This is a genomic window from Micromonospora sp. R311, assembly GCF_056780015.1.
Genome location: NZ_JBSWCE010000028.1, coordinates 64,674 through 82,480 on the forward strand (window position 1 = coordinate 64,674; position 17,807 = coordinate 82,480).

Genomic DNA, 17,807 nt, shown 5'->3' on the forward strand with positions numbered 1-17,807 from the left:
CGAGCGCAGTGAGCGAACCATCCGGCTCAGCACCGGGGCGCGTCGCGCCGCCGCCGAGCGGAGCGAGGTGGCGGCGTGACCGGCCCGTTCGACTTCACCCTCGCCCTCGGCGACGACGCGCTGATCGCGGCGCAGCGGCTCGCCGAGTGGACCACCCGCGCGCCGGAGATGGAGGAGGACATCGCGCTGGCCAACATCGCCCTCGACCAGCTCGGCGCGGCCCGGCTGCTGCTCACGTACGCGGGCGAGCTGGAGGGCGCCGGCCGCGACGAGGACGCTTTGGCGTTCCGCCGCGACGACCGAGAGTTCCGCAACTGCCTCCTGGTCGAGCTGCCCAACGGCGACTTCGCGGTGACCATGGCGAAGCTGTTCTTCCTCGCCGCCTACCAGCTGCCGCTCTACACCGCGCTGGCCGGCTGCGCGGACGAGCGGTTGGCGGCGATCGGCGCCAAGGCGCGCAAGGAGTCGGCCTACCACCTGGACCACGGCTCGCTCTGGGTGAAGCGGCTCGGTGACGGCACCGAGGAGTCGCACCGCCGGATGCAGGACGCGGTGGACCAGGTCTGGCCGTACACTGCGGAGCTCTTCGCCCCGGACCCGGCGGCCCCGGTCGACCCGGCGACGCTGCGCGACCGGTTCGACGCCACCGTGACGGCCGTGCTCGACGAGGCGACGCTCACCCGGCCGGAGACCGCATGGGCGCCGGCCGGCGGGCGGGACGGCGTGCACACCGAGCACCTGTCGTACCTGCTCGCCGAGATGCAGGTGCTGCACCGCGCCCACCCCGGGGCGGCGTGGTGACCGATCCCAGGACGGCCGTGGCGGCGGTGGTGGACCCGGAGATCCGCGTGGTCACCATCGACGAGCTGGGCATCCTGCGGGCGGTCGACGAGGATCCGGCCACCGGCCGGGTGGTCGTCACCATCACCCCCACCTACACCGGCTGCCCGGCGATGGACGTCATCCGGGCCGACATCCGCCGGGCGCTGGCCGCCGCGGGCCATCCGGACGCCGAGGTCCGCACGGTCTACAGTCCGGCGTGGAGCACCGACTGGATCTCCGCGAGCGGGCGGGCCAAGCTCGCCGCCGCCGGTATCGCCCCGCCGGCTCCGGTGCGCGCGGCCGGCGTCGTGCCGCTCACCCTGGCGGTGCGCTGCCCGCGCTGCGGTTCCCCGGAGACCGAGCAGGTCAGCCGGTTCGGCTCCACCGCGTGCAAGGCGCTCTGGCGCTGCCGCTCCTGCTCCGAACCCTTCGACCACCTGAAGGCGCTGTGACAGTCACCATCACCCGCCCGGTCCGCCGCCGGCCGGTCTTCCACCCGCTGCCGGTCGCCGCCGTCGACCGGCTCACCGACGACGCCGTGGCGATCACCTTCGCCGTACCCGAGGAACTGCGGGAGACCTTCGCGTTCCGGGCCGGCCAGCACCTGACCGTGCGGCTTCCCGCCGGAGCCGGGCTCACCGGCTCGGCCGGTGCGGCCGGCGAGGACGTGCGCCGGTCGTACTCGATCTGCTCCACTCCGGACGACCTGGCCCGGCGCGGCCGGCTGCGGATCGGGGTGCGGGAGATCCCCGGCGGCGCCTTCTCCGCGTTCGCCTGCGGCGCGCTGCGCGACGGCGACACGGTCGAGGTGCTCCCGCCGCTGGGGCACTTCACCACCGCGTTCGCCCCGGACCGGGTCCGCCACTACGGCGCGGTGGTCGCCGGGTCGGGCATCACCCCGGTGCTCGCGCTGGTCGCGACCGCGCTCGCCGTCGAGCCGGCCAGCACCTTCACCCTGGTGTACGGCAACCGCACGGCTAACACGGTGATGTTCGCCGAGGAATTGGCCGACCTGAAGGACCGCTACCCGACCCGGCTGCACCTCGTGCACGTGCTCTCCCGGGAGCAGGGGGAGTCGGCGCTGCTCTCCGGCCGGATCGACGCCGAGCGGCTGGGTCGGCTGCTGGACACCGTGGTGCCCGGCGAGGCCATCGAGGAGTGGTTCCTCTGCGGCCCGTACGGCATGGTGGTGGACGCGAAGGCGGCGCTGACCGGGCGCGGCCTGCCCGAGTCGGCGGTGCACACCGAGCTGTTCCACGTCGACGCGCCGCCGGAGCCGCCGCGCCGCGCCGCCGACGAGTCGGGCAGCGGCACCGAGGTGACCATCCTGCTGGACGGCCGCTCGTCGAGCTTCACCATGGGCCGCCACGAGCGGGTGCTGGACGCGGCGCTCAAGGTGCGCGGCGAACTGCCGTACGCCTGCAAGGGCGGGGTCTGTTCGACGTGCAAGGCGAAGGTCGTCGACGGCGAGGTGACGATGGCCCGCAACTACGCCCTGGAGCCCGACGAGCTGGCCGCCGGCTACGTCCTCACCTGCCAATCCACCCCAACCACCGACAATCTCACCGTCGACTACGACGCATAGCCCCGTCCACCTCCCCTCGGCGATCTTGCAGTTGTGGTCCCGACTTATGCCGCTTATCGGACGGACAGCGGGCCGAAAGTGCAAGATCGCGGGAGGAAGGGGCGTGGGATGGGTGACAGGGGGCGGGGCACCCGGGGGTGGGGGTGCGCGGGGGGACGTAGGCTCGGGGGCGTGACGGTGAGCCGGGAGATCGACGACATCCTGCAGCGCGGCGCGGACGGCGGGCGGATCACGCCCGAGGAGGCCCTGCTGCTCTACACCGACGCGCCCTTCCACGCGCTGGGCGAGGCGGCCGACGCGGTACGCCGGCGGCGCTACCCGGACGACATCGTCACGTACCTGATCGACCGCAACATCAACTACACCAACGTCTGCGTCACCGCGTGCAAGTTCTGCGCGTTCTACCGCGCGCCGAAGCACAAGGAGGGCTGGACCCACCCGACCGAGGAGATCCTGCGCCGCTGCGGCGAGGCGGTCGAGCTGGGCGCCACCCAGGTCATGCTCCAGGGCGGGCACCACCCGGACTACGGCGTGGAGTACTACGAGGAGCTCTTCTCCGCGGTCAAGCAGGCGTACCCGCAGCTCGCCATCCACTCGATCGGCCCGAGCGAGATCCTGCACATGGCCAAGGTTTCCGGCGTCAGCCTGGACGAGGCGATCGCCCGGATCAAGGTGGCCGGGCTGGACTCGATCGCCGGAGCCGGCGCGGAGATGCTGCCCGAGCGGCCCCGCAAGGCGATCGCCCCGCTCAAGGAATCCGGCGAGCGCTGGCTGGAGGTCATGGAACTGGCCCACCGGCAGGGCCTGGAGTCGACCGCCACGATGATGATGGGCACCGGCGAGACGAACGCCGAGCGGATCGAGCACCTGCGGATGATCCGCGACGTGCAGGACCGCACCGGCGGCTTCCGGGCGTTCATCCCGTGGACGTACCAGCCGGAGAACAACCACCTCAAGGGTCGGACCCAGGCCACCACCCTGGAGTACCTGCGACTGGTCGCGGTGTCCCGGCTCTTCTTCGAGACCGTGCCGCACCTGCAGGCGTCCTGGCTGACCACCGGCAAGGACGTCGGCCAGCTCGCCCTGCACATGGGCGTCGACGACCTCGGCTCGATCATGCTGGAGGAGAACGTCATCTCCTCGGCGGGTGCCCGGCACCGCTCCAACCTGCACGAGCTGATCGGCATGATCCGGTCGGCGGACCGGATCCCGGCCCAGCGGGACACCCTCTACCACCGGCTGGCGGTGCACTGGACCCCGGCCGACGACCCGACCGACGAGCGGGTGGTATCGCACTTCTCCTCGATCGCGATGCCGGGCGGCGGCGCCGGGAAGTCCCTGCCGCTGGTCGAGGTCAACTGACCCTGGCCGGTTGGTCCTGTTCCGGGCTTTCCGGTGGGGTCGGTCGGCGCGGTCCGGGTTTCGGGCGGACAGGCAGGACACGACGGCCCGGCGTGGGGGGTGGCGACGGTAGTCGTCGATCGCTAGCATCCGCTCGGCGCGAGGCGATGTGGATGACAGCGACAACACCGACGGCGTCGCGGTGATCGTGGCGGCCCGCACGGCGGCGGTGGCGGGCTGCGGGTGACCGGCCCGCAGGCCGGCCTGATCGGCGGGATCGGCCTGGCCGTGCCGGCCGCCGGTGGTGTGATGTTCCTGGTCGCGCGGCGACGCCGGGTCGTCCTGGTGACGCCGGGCGACGAGCGGCCGGCGGCCTGAACGCCGTCCTCCATCGGCCCGCGCGGGCCGTTCACATAACGCACGGCGGTGCGGGCGGGACGGGTGACCAACCCGCCCGCACCGTCCATGCCGTCCGGGCCGGACGGATGAAAACCGGCGGGCGGAACTGGCGTGCCGCATCGACCTTCGATAACGTCCGCTCGGTTCCGCAACCATCAGTTTCTTTCCCTAACCCCGGGGGATCGATGACACCGTTCCACCGTTCCGCGCTGGCGCGCGCCGGCGTCGCAGCCCTGCTCGCCGTCGGCGGCGTGACCGTCGCGGCGGCCCCGGCCCAGGCCGCCGACCAGGCGGAGCTCCAGCTGATCCCGCTGAGCTACGAGCTGGCCAAGGGCGTCAAGGAGGCCAAGGCCAAGCCGTTCAAGTTCCAGGTCGTCAACACCACCGCCGTCGACGCCGAGGACGTCCGCGTCACGGTGGACACCAAGGGCCTCAACCCCAAGAAGCCGAAGGTCGGCGTGGTCGTGCCCGAGGGTTGCGAGGTCGACGGCACGACCTTCAGCTGCCTGCTCGGCGATCTGACCGGCGGCACCACCGAGGACTTCGGCATCCCGATCTTCTCCACGGGCGGCCGGGGCGCGGCGGGCACGCTGGTCGTCACGATCAGCGCGGCCAACGCGAAGGGCGACAGCGTCGAGCACGACATCACCGTCGCCAAGCCCGGCTACGACCTCACCACCTGGGTGCAGGACGTCTACGCCGACGTGCAGGTCGACGGCGACGAGGCCGGCGAGAGCGGGCTCAAGCCCGTCCGCCCCGGAGACACCGCACCGCTGGACTGGGCGGTCTACAACGGCGGCAGCCGCAAGGCGACCGGAATCGCGTACGGCATCACCCTGCCGGCCGACGTCACCTTCGCCGAGCTGCCCGAGGGCTGTGTCGAGCAGACGCTGGGCGGCTTCGCCCATGCGTACTGCGAGGACTCCGGCGCGGTGTTGAAGCCGGGCCAGTTCTACACCGCGGACGTGCGGGTCAGGGTCGGCGCAGGCGTCACCGAGCCGGTGCTGCGCCCCGGCTTTCTCTTCGCCGCCGGCCTGGACGCCGCCGAGGGCACGCCGGAGGAGACGCCGCGGATCGCCAGCGGAGCGCAGCGCAAGGCGTTCACCGAGACCGACGACGGCGACAACACCGCCCAGTTCGACGTCTTCGTCGACCTGAGCGCCCAGCCCACTCCGACGCCGACCCCGAGCGGCGAGCCGACGGTGACCCCGAACCCTGGCACCGGCGGCGGTGGCGGCGGCCTGCCGGTGACCGGTGTGCAGGCCGGCCTGATCGGCGGGATCGGCGCGGCCGTCCTGCTGGTCGGTGGCGCGCTGCTGCTGATCTCCCGGCGGCGCCGGGTGGTCCTGGTGGCCCCGGGCGACGAGACGTCGACCGACTGACGGGTGACACGCGGCGGGCGGGGTGGGTGACCACCCCGCCCGTTCGCATGTCCGGGGGGCGGCCGGGCGCACGCCCGCCCGGCCGGGACCGCGGCCGACCCAGCGGTCCGGTGCGGGCGCCCGGCTGGCAGAGTGGAGGGGTGAGCCGTACCCCCCAGGGCCAGCGCGCCAGCCTGGACAAGCAGCCGCACGAGGTCGCCGCGATGTTCGACGGCGTGGCCGCGCGGTACGACCTGACCAACACGGTCCTCTCCTTCGGCCAGGACCGGTCCTGGCGCCGGTCCACCCGGGCCGCGCTCGGCCTGCGCCCCGGCGAGCGGGTGCTGGACGTCGGCGCGGGCACCGGCGTCTCGACGGAGGAGCTGGCCCAGTCCGGGGCGTACGCGGTCGGGGCCGACCTGTCGCTCGGCATGCTCCACGCCGGCAAGCGTCGCCGCCCCCTGGTGCCGCTGGTGGCCGGGGACGCGCTGCGACTGCCCTTCGCCGACGCCAGCTTCGACGCGGTGACCATCTCCTTCGCGCTACGCAACGTGGTCGACACCGACGCGGCGCTCCGTGAGCTGGCCCGGGTGACCAGGCCGGGCGGGCGGCTGGTGGTCTGCGAGTTCAGCCGGCCGGTGAATCCCGCCTTCCGCACGGTCTATTTGTCGTACCTGATGCGGTCACTGCCCGCGGTTGCCCGTCGGGTCTCCAGCAACCCGGACGCCTACGTCTACCTGGCCGAGTCGATCCAGGCCTGGCCCGACCAGGCGGCGCTGGCGGCGCGGATCGGCGGAGCAGGCTGGGGCAGGGTGGCCTGGCGCAACCTGACCGGTGGGGTCGTCGCGCTGCACCGCGGGATCCGCCCCTGACCGTGGCGGCACCACGGTTGCCGGTGACCCGTGCCGGTCCGCGAGGGAACCGGTGAGACGCCTTTGCTCTGCGTCAACCACCGCAGCGGTTCGGGCGGTCGACCGTTGCGCCGGTTGAAGCAGAGCAAAGGGCGTGCACCAGGGCCCGGCGACCCGGACCCTGGGGCCGTACCACCTGGTTCGTGAATATCCGTCTTTGGTCCATTTTGTTCCGTAGGCTCCCGCTATGAGATCTGAGCAGCCGGACGAGGTGGCGGCCACCGACGACGACGCGGCCGAACTCATCGCGCAGCTCAAGGAGTTGGCCGGCGCGGATCCCGCCGACGTCCGTCAGGTGGTGGCCGAGGTCCTCGCCGCGCTCGATCGGGCCGCCGGCGGCGCGCTGCGCGAGCACCTGCCGGAGACGATCCGGGTCGACGCCGGCCTGGACTCGGCGAGCCCCGCCCGGCGCTGACGACCGCACCCGAGGCGCCGACCGGCGGGCGTTCCGCCGCTGGTGAGCGCCCCACGACCGGGTTTCCGGCAAGTTAGGTACCCCTCAGCGGGCGCCGGTGTAACCCCGGTCATAGACTCCTCCCGTCTGGGCTTGTGAAGCATTTCACGAGCATGCGGGAGGAGGCGCGGATGACCGCGGTGGAGCACGACGCCGACGTCATCGTCGTGGGCGCCGGTCCCGGTGGGTCGGCGACCGCGTACCACCTGGCTCGGCACGGCGTACGGGTGCTGCTGCTGGAGAAGACCGAGTTCCCGCGGGAGAAGGTCTGCGGCGACGGGCTGACCCCGCGCGCGGTGCGGCAGCTGGTCCGGATGGGTGTGGACACCTCCGAAGAGGCCGGCTGGCTGCACAACCGGGGGCTGCGGGTGATCGGCGGCGGGATCCGGCTGGAGTTGGACTGGCCCGATCTGGCGAGCTTCCCCAACTACGGCCTGGTGCGCACCCGACTCGACTTCGACGATCTGCTCGCCCAGCGTGCGGTAGCCGCCGGCGCGAAGCTGCGGACCAGCGTGAACGTCACCGGCCCGGTGCTCGACCCGGACGGCCGGGTGATCGGTGTGGAGGCCGAGGTGGGCCCGGACAAGGCCCCGGCCACCTTCCACGCGCCGCTGGTCGTCGCGGCCGACGGCGTCTCCGGCCGGTTCCCGCTCGCCCTCGGGCTGGCCAAGCGGGAGGACCGGCCGATCGGGGTCGCCGTGCGGCGCTACTACCGCTGCGCGGCCAAGCACGACGACAACTACCTGGAGTCCTGGCTGGAGTTGCGCAGCAAGGACAGCGGCGACAACCTGCTGCCCGGGTACGGCTGGATCTTCGGCCTGGGTGACGGCCGGGTCAACGTCGGCCTCGGGGTGCTCAACTCCTCGTCCGCGTTCGGCAAGACCAACTACCGCCGCCTGCTGACCGACTGGCTGGCGAACACCCCGGCGGACTGGGGCATGACCGACGAGTCCAACGCGGAGGGTCCGATCCTCGGCGCGGCCCTGCCGATGGGCTTCAACCGGGTGCCGCACTACACCCGCGGGGTGATGCTGGTCGGCGACTCCGGCGGCATGGTCAACCCGTTCAACGGCGAGGGCATCGCGTACGCGATGGAGTCCGGCGAGCTGGCCGCGGAGATCGCGGTGCAGGCCCTGGCCCGACCGGCCGGCGCCGAGCGGGAGCGGGCGCTGAACGCGTACCCGACCGAGCTCAAGGCGCGGTTCGGTGGCTACTACCGGCTCGGCGGCATCTTCGTGAAGCTGATCGGCCGTCCGGAGATCATGCGGATGGCCACCCGGCACGGCATGCCGCACCCGATGCTGATGCGCTTCGTACTCAAGCTGCTGGCCAACCTGACCGACCCGCGCGGCGGGGACGCGATGGACCGGGTCATCAACGCGATGACGAAGGTGGCGCCAGCCGTGTGACCGCCGGGTCCACGGTCGGTGACGACGGCGGACCCGGCGCACAGAGATCGGCCCCCCGGCGAAGGTTGCCGGATGGGACGTGAATAGTGTGATTTTCGTCAAGCACCGAGGGCAGGGAAGGACGAGCAGGAGAAAACGATGTCGCTCTCGCCTTACGCACCGATCATCGGGCTGTTCGCCCTCGCCGCGGGGTTCGCGCTGTTCTCCGTGGCGGCCGCCCGCTTCGCCGGCCCCCGCCGCTACAACAAGGCCAAACTCGAGGCGTACGAGTGCGGCATCGAGCCCAGCCCCCAGCCGGTCGGCGGCGGGCGGTTCCCGATCAAGTTCTACCTGACGGCGATGCTCTTCATCGTCTTCGACATCGAGATCATCTTCCTCTATCCCTGGGCGGTCTCGTTCGACGCCCTGCCGATCTTCGGCTTCGTGGAGATGGTCCTGTTCATCGTCGCGGTCTTCGTCGCGTACGCCTACGTGTGGCGGCGTGGCGGCCTGGACTGGGACTGAGGGAGGAACCTCAGATGGGTATCGAGGAGAAGCTTCCCGCCGGTGTCCTGCTCACCTCGGTGGAGAAGCTGGTCAACTGGTCGCGGAAGTCGTCGGTCTGGGGTGCCACCTTCGGTCTGGCGTGCTGCGCGATCGAGATGATGGCGGCCGGCGGCCCGCACTACGACATGGGCCGCTGGGGCATGGAGGTGTTCCGCGCCTCGCCCCGGCAGGCCGACCTGATGATCGTGGCCGGCCGGCTGAGCCAGAAGATGGCCCCGGTGCTGCGCCAGATCTACGACCAGATGGCCGAGCCCCGCTGGGTCATCTCGATGGGCGTCTGCGCCAGCAGCGGCGGCATGTTCAACAACTACGCCATCGTGCAGGGCGTCGACCACATCGTCCCGGTCGACATGTACCTTCCCGGCTGCCCGCCCCGGCCCGAGATGCTCATCGACGCGGTGCTCAAGCTGCGCGAGAAGATCATGTACGAGCCGCTCGGCCCGAACGGCCGCAAGATGCTCGAGGCACGCCAGGCCCGCGGTGACGTTCCGGTCGTCCCCTACGGCGCGATGCCGTCGTCGTACCGCAGCGACAAGGCCCGGCGGGCCGAGTGGACGAAGGCCGTCCGCGAGGGCCGCGAGGAGCAGCTGCGGATCGAGAACTGGATGAAGGCCCAGAACCACCTGCACCAGCACGGGGGTGTCCAGAAGTGACCGCACCCAACGACAGGATCGACGGCGGCGGCGTGCCCGTGCCGACCACGCCGGCCGGCGCCAGCAGCACCGCGCCCGCCGAGTACCCGCCGGCCAGCCCGGCCGGTCGCGGCATGTTCGGCAACCAGGGCACCGGCGACGTCTCCGGCTTCGGCGGCCTGGTCCGCCCGCGCCGGGCCGTGGAGGACTCGCCCCGGCCGTACGGCGGCTACTTCGACGAGGTGTGCGACGCGCTGGAGGAGGCCTACCCGGCCTTCGGCGACGCGATCGAGAAGGTCGTGGTCGACCGGGGCGAGCTGACCCTGCACGTCCGCCCCGAGCGGATCGCCGAGGTCTGCCAGGTGATGCGCGACGACCTCGCGCTCCGCTTCGAGCTCTGCTCGTCGGTGTCCGGGGTGGACTACCTCGGCGCCGACTCCCGGCGGCTGCACGTGGTCTACCAGCTCACCTCGATGACCTACCGCCGCCTGGTGCGGCTGGAGGCCGCGGTCTCCGTCGAGGAACCGCACCTGCCCAGCGTCACGTCGGTCTACCCGACGGCCGACTGGCAGGAGCGGGAGGCGTACGACATGTTCGGCATCGTCTTCGACGGCCACCCCAACCTGACCCGGATCCTGATGCCGGACGACTGGGAGGGCCACCCGCAGCGCAAGGACTACCCGCTCGGCGGCGTGCCGGTGGAGTACAAGGGCGCCGAGATCCCGCCGCCGGACCGGAGGAGGTCGTACCAGTGACCACGTCCAACTACGCGACCGAGCGTGAGACCGCCGAGGGCAAGGTCTTCACCGTCACCGGTGGGGACTGGGACAGCGTGGTCTCCGGTACCGACCCGATCAACGACGAGCGGATCGTCGTCAACATGGGTCCGCAGCACCCGTCGACGCACGGGGTGCTCCGGCTGATCCTCGAACTCGAGGGTGAGACGGTCCGCGAGGCCCGTTCGGTGATCGGCTACCTGCACACCGGCATCGAGAAGAACCTCGAGTACCGCAACTGGGTCCAGGGCAGCACCTTCGTGACCCGGATGGACTACCTCGCCCCGCTGTTCAACGAGACGGCGTACGCGCTGGCGGTGGAGCGGCTGCTCGGCATCTCCGATCAGGTCACCGAGCGGGCGAACACCATCCGGGTGCTGATGATGGAGCTGAACCGGATCTCGTCGCACCTGGTCTGGCTGGCCACCACCGGCATGGAGCTGGGCGCGATCAACATGATGCTGTACGGCTTCCGGGAGCGGGAGCACATCCTCGAGATCTTCGAGATGATCACCGGCCTGCGGATGAACCACGCGTACGTCCGGCCGGGCGGCGTGGCGCAGGACGTGCCGGACGAGGCGATCGTCAAGATCCGCGAGTTCCTCAAGCTGATGCCGAAGAAGCTCAAGGAGTACGAGGACCTCCTCTCCGGCCAGCCGATCTGGATCGAGCGCACCAGGAACGTTGCGGTGCTCGACGTGACCGGTTGCATCGCGCTCGGCGTCACCGGGCCGGTGCTGCGCTCCGCCGGGCTGGCCTGGGACCTGCGCAAGACCATGCCGTACTGCGGCTACGAGACGTACGAGTTCGACGTCCCGACGCACACCGACGGCGACGTGTGGGGCCGCTACCTGGTCCGGCTGGCCGAGATCCGCGAGTCGCTCAAGCTGGTCGAGCAGGCGCTGGACCGGCTCAAGCCCGGCCCGGTGATGGTGGCCGACAAGAAGATCGCCTGGCCGGCGCAGCTGGCCATCGGGGTCGACGGCATGGGCAACTCGCTGGAGCACGTGGCCAAGATCATGGGTCAGTCGATGGAGTCGCTGATCCACCACTTCAAGCTCGTCACCGAGGGCTTCCGGGTGCCGCCGGGCCAGGTCTACGTCGGCATCGAGTCGCCCCGCGGCGAGTTGGGCGTGCACGCGGTCTCCGACGGTGGCACCCGGCCCTACCGGGTGCACTACCGGGAGCCGAGCTTCGTCAACCTCCAGGCCCTTCCGGCGATGGCCGAGGGCGGCCTGATCGCCGACGTGATCGCCGGCGGCGCCTCGCTGGACCCCGTGATGGGTGGTTGTGACCGATGAGTGTTTTCACCGAAGAGACCCGGCAGCGGGCGCGGGAGATCATCGCCCGCTACCCGGCGGACCGGTCGCGTTCGGCGCTGCTGCCGCTGCTGCACCTGGTGCAGTCCGAGGAGGGCTACGTCTCCCCGGCCGGCGTGGAGTTCTGCGCCGAGGTGCTGGGGCTGAACAAGGCCCAGGTGGGCGCGGTGGCCACCTTCTACACCATGTACAAGCGCCGGCCGACCGGCGACTACCTGGTGAGCGTCTGCACCAACACCCTGTGCAACGTGCTCGGCGGCCAGGAGGTCTACGACACCCTCGCCGAGCACCTCGGCGTCGGGCACGACGAGACCACCGCCGACGGGAAGATCACCCTGGAGCACGCCGAGTGCCTGGCGGCCTGCGACTACGGCCCGGTGATGACCGTCAACTACGACTTCTTCGACAAGGTGGACCCGCAGGCCGCGGTCGGGGTGGTCGACGAGCTGCGCGCCGGCGGCCGGCCGATGCCGACCCGGGGCGCCCGGCTCTGCACGCTCAAGGAGATGGCGGTGCAGCTGGCCGGCTTCGCCGACGAGCGCGAGGGCGCGGTCGCCGACGGCGGACCGGGCGAGCCGACCCTGCGCGGCCTGCGGCTGGCCCAGGAGCACGGCATCTCGGTGGCGGGCTTCGACCCGAACACCCCGATCCGGAGCAAGGCGGAGGCCGACGCGGCCGCGGCGAAGGCGAAGGCCGAGGCGGCCAAGGCCGAGCAGCCGGCGCCCGCCGCGGCGCCCGTGACGACCGCGCCGGTGAAGGGTGGCGACGGCGCGTCCGCCCCGACCGGTACGGCCGGCAACGCGGGCGCCGGCGAGCCGGCCCGGCCGGAGCAGGCGACCGGCAGCACCGCCCCGGACGTCAAGGGGCCGGACGACAAGTCGCCGGAGGTGCGGGCGGCCGAGACCCGGCAGCCGGACGCGGCGACCGCCGTGCCGGACGCCCCCGGCACCAAGGTTCCGGTGGACACCGCGCCCCCGGCCCCGCGCGACGCGCAGGAGGCCGAGGTCGCCGGCGCGGCGGCCAACCCGCCCGCCGGTGACGGCAAGCCCGCCGGCGACGAGGCCGGGGCGCAGGAGCGCAACCTCAAGGAAGCGGAGGCTCAGAAGTGACGACGCCTCGACGGGAGACCCTGGCGAAGCTCACTCCCGTGCTCACCAAGCGCTGGCTCTCGCCGGACGCCTGGCGGATCGGCACCTACGAGAAGCTGGACGGCTACGCGGCGCTGCGCAAGGCGCTCAAGGCCCACCCGGACGACCTGATCCAGCTGGTCAAGGACTCCGGCCTGCGCGGGCGCGGCGGCGCCGGCTTCCCGACCGGTCTCAAGTGGGGGTTCATCCCGCAGGGCGACGGCAAGCCGCACTACCTGGTGGTGAACGCCGACGAGGGCGAGCCGGGCACCTGCAAGGACCTGCCGCTGATGACCCACGACCCGCACTCGCTGGTCGAGGGCGTGATCATCGCGTCGTACGCGATCCGGGCCAACCGCGCCTACATCTACATCCGGGGCGAGGCGGTGCACGCCGCGCGCCGGCTGCGCAACGCGGTGCGCGAGGCGTACGCCAAGGGCTACCTCGGGAAGAACATCCTCGGCACGAAGTTCGACCTGGAGCTGGTGGTGCACTCCGGCGCCGGGGCGTACATCTGCGGCGAGGAGACCGCGCTGCTGGACTCGCTGGAGGGCTTCCGCGGCCAGCCTCGGCTGCGCCCGCCCTTCCCGGCCACCCACGGCCTGTACGCCAGCCCGACGGTGGTGAACAACGTCGGCACCATCGCGAGCGTGCCGTACATCGTGCTGGGCGGCGCCGACTGGTGGAAGACGATGGGCACGGAGAAGTCCTCCGGGCCGATGATCTACTCGCTCTCCGGCCGGATCGCCAACCCGGGCCAGTACGAGTGCTCGATGGGCATCACCCTGCGCGAGCTGCTGGAGCTGGCCGGCGGGATGCAGCCCGGGCACAACCTGAAGTTCTGGACCCCGGGCGGCTCGTCGACGCCGCTGCTCACCGCCGAGCACCTGGACGTGCCGCTGGACTTCGAGTCGGTGGCGGCGGCCGGGTCCATCCTCGGCACCACGGCCACCCAGATCTTCTCCGACCAGGACTGCCCGGTCTACGCGACCTACCGGTGGCTGGAGTTCTACCACCACGAGTCGTGCGGCAAGTGCACGCCGTGCCGGGAGGGCAACTACTGGATGGTCCGGGTCTACCGGCGGATCCTCTCCGGTCAGGGCACCCACGAGGACCTGGACACCCTGCTGGACACCTGCGACAACATCCTCGGCCGCTCGTTCTGCGGTCTGGGTGACGGCGCGACCAGCCCGGTGACCTCGTCGCTGAAGTACTTCAAGCAGGACTACCTCGACTACATCGAGGGGCGCACGGCGCCGAAGCTGTCCGACAAGCAGTTGGTGGGAGCCCATTAATGACTGACGTCGTCAAGGCCCCGGAAACCGTCACGCTCACCATCGACGGCGTCGAGGTCACCGCCCCCAAGGGTGCGCTGCTGATCCGCGTCGCCGAGCAGCTGGGCATCGAGATCCCCCGGTTCTGCGACCATCCGCTGCTGGCCCCGGCCGGCGCGTGCCGGCAGTGCCTGGTCGAGGTGGAGGGGCAGCGCAAGCCGGTCGCCTCGTGCACCCAGACCGTCGCCGACGGCATGGTGGTCCGCACCCAGCTCAGCTCTCCGGTCGCCAAGAAGGCGCAGGAGGGGGTGATGGAGCTGCTGCTGCTCAACCACCCGCTCGACTGCCCGATGTGCGACAAGGGCGGCGAGTGCCCGCTGCAGAACCAGGCGATGTCCACCGGCCGCGCCGACTCCCGCTTCCACGAGCACAAGCGGGAGTACGAGAAGCCGCTGGAGATCAGCACCCAGGTGCTGCTGGACCGCGAGCGCTGCGTGCTCTGCCAGCGGTGCACCCGGTTCTCCGAGGAGATCGCCGGCGACAAGTTCATCGACCTGATGAACCGGTCGTCCGCCGAGGAGATCAACATCTACCGGGACGACGCGTACGGGGTGGAGGACGGGGACGGCGACGTGCCGTTCAACTCGTACTTCTCCGGCAACACCGTGCAGATCTGCCCGGTCGGCGCGCTGACCGGCGCCCAGTACCGGTTCCGAGCCCGCCCGTTCGACCTGGTCTCCAGCCCGAGCGTCTGCGAGCACTGCTCGGCCGGCTGCGCCCAGCGCACCGACTGGCGGCGGGGCAAGGTGCTGCGCCGGCTGGCCGGCGACGACCCGGCCGTCAACGAGGAGTGGAACTGCGACAAGGGGCGGTGGGGCTTCCAGTACACCCGCGCCTTCGACCGGCTCACCACCCCGCTGGTCCGCGACGAGGGCACCGGTGAGCTGCGCGAGGCGTCCTGGAGCGAGGCGCTGAGCGTCGCCGCCGAGGGGCTGCGCGCCGCCCGGGACGGCGGTCAGGGCACCGCGGTGCTCACCGGCGGCCGGCTGACCGTCGAGGACGCCTACGCGTACGCGAAGTTCGCCCGGGTCGCGCTGAACACCAACGACATCGACTTCCGGGCCCGGCCGGCCTCCCGCGAGGAGGCCGAGTTCCTGGCCAGCACGGTGGCCGGGCGCACCGACGTCAGCTACGCGGACGTGGAGAACGCGCCCGCCGTGGTGCTGGTCGGCCTGGAGCCGGAGGAGGAGTGCCCGATCCTCTTCCTGCGGCTGCGCAAGGCGTACCTGAAGAAGAAGCTGACGGTCTACGCGATCGCGCCGTTCGCCACCCGCGGCCTGGAGAAGCTCGGCGCCAAGCTGGCCCGGGTGGTGCCGGGCGAGGAGGCCAGTGTGCTCGCCGAGCACGCCACGGTGGCCGAGGCGCTGAGCGCCGAGGGCGCCATCCTGATCGTCGGCGAGCGGCTCGCCGAGGTGCCGGGTGGCCTCTCCGCGGCGGCCGACGTCGCCCGGCGTACCGGCGCCCGGCTGGCCTGGGTGCCGCGGCGCGCGGGTGACCGCGGCGCGGTCGACGCGGGCTGCCTGCCCAACCTGCTCCCCGGGGGGCGCCTGGTCACCGAGCCGGCCGCCCGGGCCGAGCTGGGCGAGGCGTGGGACATCGCGGCCGGGGTGATCCCCAGCCAGGCCGGCCGGGACACCGACGGCATCATCGCGGCCGCGGCCGCCGGTCAGCTCGGCGCGCTGGTGGTGGCCGGCGTCGACCCGGCCGACCTGGCCGACCCGCGGCTGGCCGAGCAGGCGCTGGACACGGTGCCGTTCCTGGTCAGCCTGGAGCTGCGCAACAGCGCGGTGGCCCGCCGGGCGGACGTGGTCTTCCCGGTCGCCCCGGTGGACGAGAAGGCCGGCAGCTTCCTGGACTGGGAGGGCCGGCTGCGCACCTTCGAGGCGGTGCTGCAGACCGCCGCGATGAGCGACGGCCGGGTGCTGGACGCGCTGGCCGCGCAGCTCGACGTGCGGCTCGGCACCGGCGACGTGCCGAGCGTCCGGCGCGAGCTGGGCGGGCTGCCGCCGACCCGGACCGAGCGGCCCGCCGCCCCGGCGGTCGAGCCGGCCACGGTGCCGCAGCCCGGCGCCGGCGAGGCGGTGCTGGCCACCTGGCACCAGCTGATCGACCTGGGCAGCCTCACCGACGGCGACGAGCATCTGACCGGCACCGCCCGCCCGCCGGTGGTCCGGCTCGGCAAGGGCACCGCGGAGGCGCTCGGCGTCGCCGACGGCGACCCGGTGACGGTGGGCACCGACCGGGGGGCGCTGACCCTGCCGGCGGAGATCACCGAGATGCCGGACGGCGTTGTCTGGCTGCCCACCAACTCACCCGGTTCGACCGTCCGGCGCAGCCTCGGCGCGTCGTCCGGCGCGGTCGTCCGGGTCAGCGCCGCGATCGCCGCCGACGCGGCCGGCCGTCCGGGCCCGCTCCTCAACGCAGGGGGTGCAATCCAGTGAACGCGGTCTACCTGGCCCAGGACCCGACGCTGGCCGACTTCGGCCGGGACCCGTGGTGGCTGGTCCTCATCAAGGTCGTCTTCGCCTTCGTCTTCGCCGTGCTCGCCACGCTGCTCGGGGTCTGGTTCGAGCGGCGCGTCGTGGGCCGGATGGCGGTGCGGCCCGGCCCCAACCAGGTCGGCCCGTTCGGCCTGCTGCAGACCCTCGCCGACGGTCTCAAGATGGCCTTCAAGGAGGACATCCTGCCGAAGGCGGCCGACAAGGTCGTCTACTTCTTCGCGCCGACCATCTCGGTGATCTGCGCGGTCACCGCGCTGTCGGTGGTGCCGTTCGGCCCGATGGTGAGCATCTTCGGCCACTGGACGCCGTTGCAGGTCACCGACGTGTCGGTGGCGGTGCTGGTGCTGCTGGCCTGCTCCTCGATGGGCATCTACGGCATCGTGCTCGGCGGTTGGGCCTCCGGCTCGACCTACCCGCTGCTCGGCGGCCTGCGCTCCAGCGCCCAGATGATCTCGTACGAGGTCGCCATGGGGCTGAGCATCGTGGCGGTGTTCATGACCGCCGGCACGATGTCGACCAGCGGGATCGTCGCCGCCCAGCGGGACGCCACCCAGCTGACCGTCTTCGGCACCGAGCTCCCGGCGCCCGGCTGGTACGCGATCCTGCTGCTGCCGAGCTTCGTCATCTTCTTCATCGCCACCGTCGGTGAGACCAACCGGGCGCCGTTCGACCTGCCCGAGGCCGAGTCCGAGCTGGTGGCGGGCTTCATGACCGAGTACAGCTCGCTGAAGTTCGCGCTCTTCATGCTCAGCGAGTACGTCTCGATGGTGACCATGTCCGCGGTCACCACCACGCTCTTCCTCGGCGGCTGGCGGGCGCCGTGGCCGATCACCCTCTGGGAGGGCGCCAACTCCGGTTGGTGGCCGATGCTGTGGTTCTTCGGCAAGGTGATCGCGCTCGTCTTCGTCTTCGTCTGGCTGCGGGGCACCCTGCCCCGGCTGCGCTACGACCAGTTCATGCGGTTCGGCTGGAAGGTGCTGCTGCCGATCAACCTGGTCTGGATCCTGGTGCTCGCCGGGCTGCGCTCGATCGAGGACTGGGACACCCGCGGCAAGCTGATCGCGGTCGGCATCCCGGCCGGCATCCTGCTGCTCGCCACGCTCTTCTGGCCGAGCCGCAAGCCGGAGCCGGAGCCGACGCTCCAGGAACAGGTCAACAGCCGGCCGCACGGCAGCTTCCCGCTGCCGCCGATGGACCTGCAGGTACCACCGAGCCCGCGCACCAGGCGCGTGGTCGCCGAGCGGGAGCCGGCCAACATCGCCGCCGGCTCGGACTCCAGGGAGGTGTGAC

At 71.9% G+C, this 17,807-nt stretch carries 17 protein-coding genes; all 17 read left to right on the forward strand.

Going from position 1 to position 17,807, the window contains the following annotated elements; all coding sequences use genetic code 11:
* Nucleotides 1–75: 75 nt before the first annotated feature.
* The 17 genes from paaC to nuoH all read left to right on the forward strand — a co-directional run bounded on the left by paaC (nucleotide 76) and on the right by nuoH (nucleotide 17,806).
* The gene (gene paaC, locus AC1WTP_RS23285) at nucleotides 76–801 is read left to right on the forward strand and encodes a 1,2-phenylacetyl-CoA epoxidase subunit PaaC (protein WP_481651394.1); all 726 of its coding nucleotides are present in this window, start codon (nucleotides 76–78) and stop codon (nucleotides 799–801) included.
* Nucleotides 798–1,274 (forward strand): 1,2-phenylacetyl-CoA epoxidase subunit PaaD, encoded by a 477-nt coding sequence (gene paaD, locus AC1WTP_RS23290; protein WP_481651395.1) that lies wholly within the window; start codon nucleotides 798–800, stop codon nucleotides 1,272–1,274. Before paaC ends, paaD begins: the two co-directional genes overlap by 4 nt.
* A complete protein-coding gene (gene paaE, locus AC1WTP_RS23295; protein ID WP_481651396.1) occupies nucleotides 1,271–2,407 on the forward strand; it encodes a 1,2-phenylacetyl-CoA epoxidase subunit PaaE in 1,137 nt (378 codons plus the stop codon). The genes paaD and paaE overlap by 4 nt, the downstream gene beginning before the upstream one ends.
* Before the next feature lie 171 nt (nucleotides 2,408–2,578).
* Nucleotides 2,579–3,769 (forward strand): cyclic dehypoxanthinyl futalosine synthase, encoded by a 1,191-nt coding sequence (mqnC, locus tag AC1WTP_RS23300; RefSeq protein ID WP_481651397.1) that lies wholly within the window; start codon nucleotides 2,579–2,581, stop codon nucleotides 3,767–3,769.
* A gap of 222 nt (nucleotides 3,770–3,991) precedes the next feature.
* Nucleotides 3,992–4,126 carry a hypothetical protein gene (locus AC1WTP_RS23305; RefSeq protein ID WP_481651398.1) on the forward strand — a complete coding sequence of 45 codons (135 nt, stop codon included), beginning with the start codon at nucleotides 3,992–3,994 and terminating at the stop codon, nucleotides 4,124–4,126.
* A gap of 206 nt (nucleotides 4,127–4,332) precedes the next feature.
* A complete protein-coding gene (locus tag AC1WTP_RS23310; RefSeq protein WP_481651399.1) occupies nucleotides 4,333–5,529 on the forward strand; it encodes a cell wall anchor protein in 1,197 nt (398 codons plus the stop codon).
* Between the two features lie 140 nt (nucleotides 5,530–5,669).
* Nucleotides 5,670–6,380 (forward strand): demethylmenaquinone methyltransferase, encoded by a 711-nt coding sequence (locus AC1WTP_RS23315; RefSeq protein WP_481651400.1) that lies wholly within the window; start codon nucleotides 5,670–5,672, stop codon nucleotides 6,378–6,380.
* Between the two features lie 226 nt (nucleotides 6,381–6,606).
* Entirely contained in the window at nucleotides 6,607–6,834 is a 228-nt protein-coding gene (locus AC1WTP_RS23320; RefSeq protein WP_481651401.1) for a hypothetical protein, read from the forward strand.
* Between the two features lie 170 nt (nucleotides 6,835–7,004).
* On the forward strand, nucleotides 7,005–8,282 hold the full coding sequence (locus tag AC1WTP_RS23325) for a geranylgeranyl reductase family protein (RefSeq protein WP_481651402.1): 1,278 nt from the start codon (nucleotides 7,005–7,007) through the stop codon (nucleotides 8,280–8,282).
* Nucleotides 8,283–8,420: 138 nt separating this feature from the next.
* A complete protein-coding gene (locus AC1WTP_RS23330; protein ID WP_111134310.1) occupies nucleotides 8,421–8,786 on the forward strand; it encodes an NADH-quinone oxidoreductase subunit A in 366 nt (121 codons plus the stop codon).
* 14 nt (nucleotides 8,787–8,800) lie between these two features.
* The gene (locus AC1WTP_RS23335; protein ID WP_481651403.1) at nucleotides 8,801–9,481 is read left to right on the forward strand and encodes a NuoB/complex I 20 kDa subunit family protein; all 681 of its coding nucleotides are present in this window, start codon (nucleotides 8,801–8,803) and stop codon (nucleotides 9,479–9,481) included.
* Nucleotides 9,478–10,215 (forward strand): NADH-quinone oxidoreductase subunit C, encoded by a 738-nt coding sequence (locus tag AC1WTP_RS23340; protein WP_481651404.1) that lies wholly within the window; start codon nucleotides 9,478–9,480, stop codon nucleotides 10,213–10,215. Before AC1WTP_RS23335 ends, AC1WTP_RS23340 begins: the two co-directional genes overlap by 4 nt.
* On the forward strand, nucleotides 10,212–11,537 hold the full coding sequence (locus tag AC1WTP_RS23345; protein WP_481651405.1) for an NADH-quinone oxidoreductase subunit D: 1,326 nt from the start codon (nucleotides 10,212–10,214) through the stop codon (nucleotides 11,535–11,537). Before AC1WTP_RS23340 ends, AC1WTP_RS23345 begins: the two co-directional genes overlap by 4 nt.
* Complete coding sequence (gene nuoE, locus AC1WTP_RS23350; protein ID WP_481651406.1) at nucleotides 11,534–12,664, forward strand: NADH-quinone oxidoreductase subunit NuoE; 1,131 nt, start codon at nucleotides 11,534–11,536, stop codon at nucleotides 12,662–12,664. Before AC1WTP_RS23345 ends, nuoE begins: the two co-directional genes overlap by 4 nt.
* Nucleotides 12,661–13,977: an NADH-quinone oxidoreductase subunit NuoF gene (gene nuoF, locus AC1WTP_RS23355; RefSeq protein ID WP_481651407.1), complete on the forward strand. Its 1,317-nt coding sequence runs from the start codon at nucleotides 12,661–12,663 to the stop codon at nucleotides 13,975–13,977. Before nuoE ends, nuoF begins: the two co-directional genes overlap by 4 nt.
* On the forward strand, nucleotides 13,977–16,457 hold the full coding sequence (locus tag AC1WTP_RS23360; RefSeq protein ID WP_481651408.1) for an NADH-quinone oxidoreductase subunit G: 2,481 nt from the start codon (nucleotides 13,977–13,979) through the stop codon (nucleotides 16,455–16,457). The genes nuoF and AC1WTP_RS23360 overlap by 1 nt, the downstream gene beginning before the upstream one ends.
* Nucleotides 16,454–17,806, forward strand: a complete 1,353-nt coding sequence (nuoH, locus tag AC1WTP_RS23365; protein WP_481651409.1) for an NADH-quinone oxidoreductase subunit NuoH — start codon at nucleotides 16,454–16,456, stop codon at nucleotides 17,804–17,806. Before AC1WTP_RS23360 ends, nuoH begins: the two co-directional genes overlap by 4 nt.
* The last annotated feature ends 1 nt before the right edge of the window (nucleotide 17,807 follow it).

What these genes read in the sequence shown, in the direction of transcription:
- AC1WTP_RS23360 (WP_481651408.1), top strand. Translation starts at nt 13,977, where the DNA reads ATGACTGACGTCGTCAAGGCCCCGGAAACCGTCACGCTCACCATCGAC.
- AC1WTP_RS23325 (WP_481651402.1), top strand. Translation starts at nt 7,005, where the DNA reads ATGACCGCGGTGGAGCACGACGCCGACGTCATCGTCGTGGGCGCCGGT.
- AC1WTP_RS23320 (WP_481651401.1), top strand. Translation starts at nt 6,607, where the DNA reads ATGAGATCTGAGCAGCCGGACGAGGTGGCGGCCACCGACGACGACGCG.
- AC1WTP_RS23330 (WP_111134310.1), top strand. Translation starts at nt 8,421, where the DNA reads ATGTCGCTCTCGCCTTACGCACCGATCATCGGGCTGTTCGCCCTCGCC.
- nuoE (WP_481651406.1), top strand. Translation starts at nt 11,534, where the DNA reads ATGAGTGTTTTCACCGAAGAGACCCGGCAGCGGGCGCGGGAGATCATC.
- AC1WTP_RS23310 (WP_481651399.1), top strand. Translation starts at nt 4,333, where the DNA reads ATGACACCGTTCCACCGTTCCGCGCTGGCGCGCGCCGGCGTCGCAGCC.
- AC1WTP_RS23335 (WP_481651403.1), top strand. Translation starts at nt 8,801, where the DNA reads ATGGGTATCGAGGAGAAGCTTCCCGCCGGTGTCCTGCTCACCTCGGTG.